1 rRNA gene is annotated in these 1,673 nt (G+C 52.4%); it reads right to left on the reverse strand.

The window, feature by feature from the left end:
* Window positions 1-29 precede the first annotated feature (29 nt).
* Window positions 30-1,605 (reverse strand): 16S ribosomal RNA (locus QOS06_RS10620).
* Between the last annotated feature and the right edge of the window lie 68 nt (window positions 1,606-1,673).

Consider the following 1,673-nt stretch of genomic DNA (forward strand, 5'->3'; position numbering starts at 1 on the left):
CGATGTGTAGGTTCCGTTTTATTCCTTAGAAAGGAGGTGATCCAGCCGCAGGTTCTCCTACGGCTACCTTGTTACGACTTCACCCCAGTCATCTGTCCCGCCTTAGGCGGCTCCCTCCATAAAGGTTAGGCCACCGACTTTGGGCGTTACAAACTCCCATGGTGTGACGGGCGGTGTGTACAAGGCCCGGGAACGTATTCACCGCGGCATGCTGATCCGCGATTACTAGCGATTCCGACTTCGTGTAGGCGAGTTGCAGCCTACAGTCCGAACTGAGAACGGCTTTAAGAGATTAGCTTACTCTCGCGAGCTTGCGACTCGTTGTACCGTCCATTGTAGCACGTGTGTAGCCCAGGTCATAAGGGGCATGATGATCTGACGTCGTCCCCACCTTCCTCCGGTTTGTCACCGGCAGTCTCACTAGAGTGCCCAACTTAATGCTGGCAACTAGTAACAAGGGTTGCGCTCGTTGCGGGACTTAACCCAACATCTCACGACACGAGCTGACGACGACCATGCACCACCTGTCATTGCGTCCCCGAAGGGAACGCCTTATCTCTAAGGTTAGCGCAAGATGTCAAGACCTGGTAAGGTTCTTCGCGTAGCTTCGAATTAAACCACATGCTCCACCGCTTGTGCGGGCCCCCGTCAATTCCTTTGAGTTTCAACCTTGCGGTCGTACTCCCCAGGCGGAGTGCTTAATGCGTTAGCTCCGGCACTGAAGGGCGGAAACCCTCCAACACCTAGCACTCATCGTTTACGGCATGGACTACCAGGGTATCTAATCCTGTTCGCTACCCATGCTTTCGAGCCTCAGCGTCAGTTGCAGACCAGACAGCCGCCTTCGCCACTGGTGTTCTTCCATATATCTACGCATTCCACCGCTACACATGGAGTTCCACTGTCCTCTTCTGCACTCAAGTCGCCCGGTTTCCGATGCACTTCTTCGGTTAAGCCGAAGGCTTTCACATCAGACCTAAGCAACCGCCTGCGCTCGCTTTACGCCCAATAAATCCGGATAACGCTTGCCACCTACGTATTACCGCGGCTGCTGGCACGTAGTTAGCCGTGACTTTCTGGTTGGATACCGTCACTGCGTGAACAGTTACTCTCACGCACGTTCTTCTCCAACAACAGAGCTTTACGAGCCGAAACCCTTCTTCACTCACGCGGTGTTGCTCCATCAGGCTTGCGCCCATTGTGGAAGATTCCCTACTGCTGCCTCCCGTAGGAGTATGGACCGTGTCTCAGTTCCATTGTGGCCGATCAGTCTCTCAACTCGGCTATGCATCATCGCCTTGGTAAGCCGTTACCTTACCAACTAGCTAATGCACCGCAGGTCCATCCCAGAGTGATAGCCAAAGCCATCTTTCAAACAAAAGCCATGTGGCTTTTGTTGTTATGCGGTATTAGCATCTGTTTCCAAATGTTATCCCCCGCTCCGGGGCAGGTTACCTACGTGTTACTCACCCGTCCGCCACTCACTGGTAATCCATCGTCAATCAGGTGCAAGCACCATCAATCAGTTGGGCCAGTGCGTACGACTTGCATGTATTAGGCACACCGCCGGCGTTCATCCTGAGCCAGGATCAAACTCTCATATAAAATATATAAGAACTTGAATAGCTCTCAATTATCTTTGTTATTAAGCGAATTGACTTCGCAAATGTTTT

The sequence above is a fragment of the Limosilactobacillus sp. DJ3M12 genome (genome assembly GCF_947381695.1).
GTDB classification, from domain to species: Bacteria; Bacillota; Bacilli; order Lactobacillales; family Lactobacillaceae; genus Limosilactobacillus; species Limosilactobacillus kinnaridis.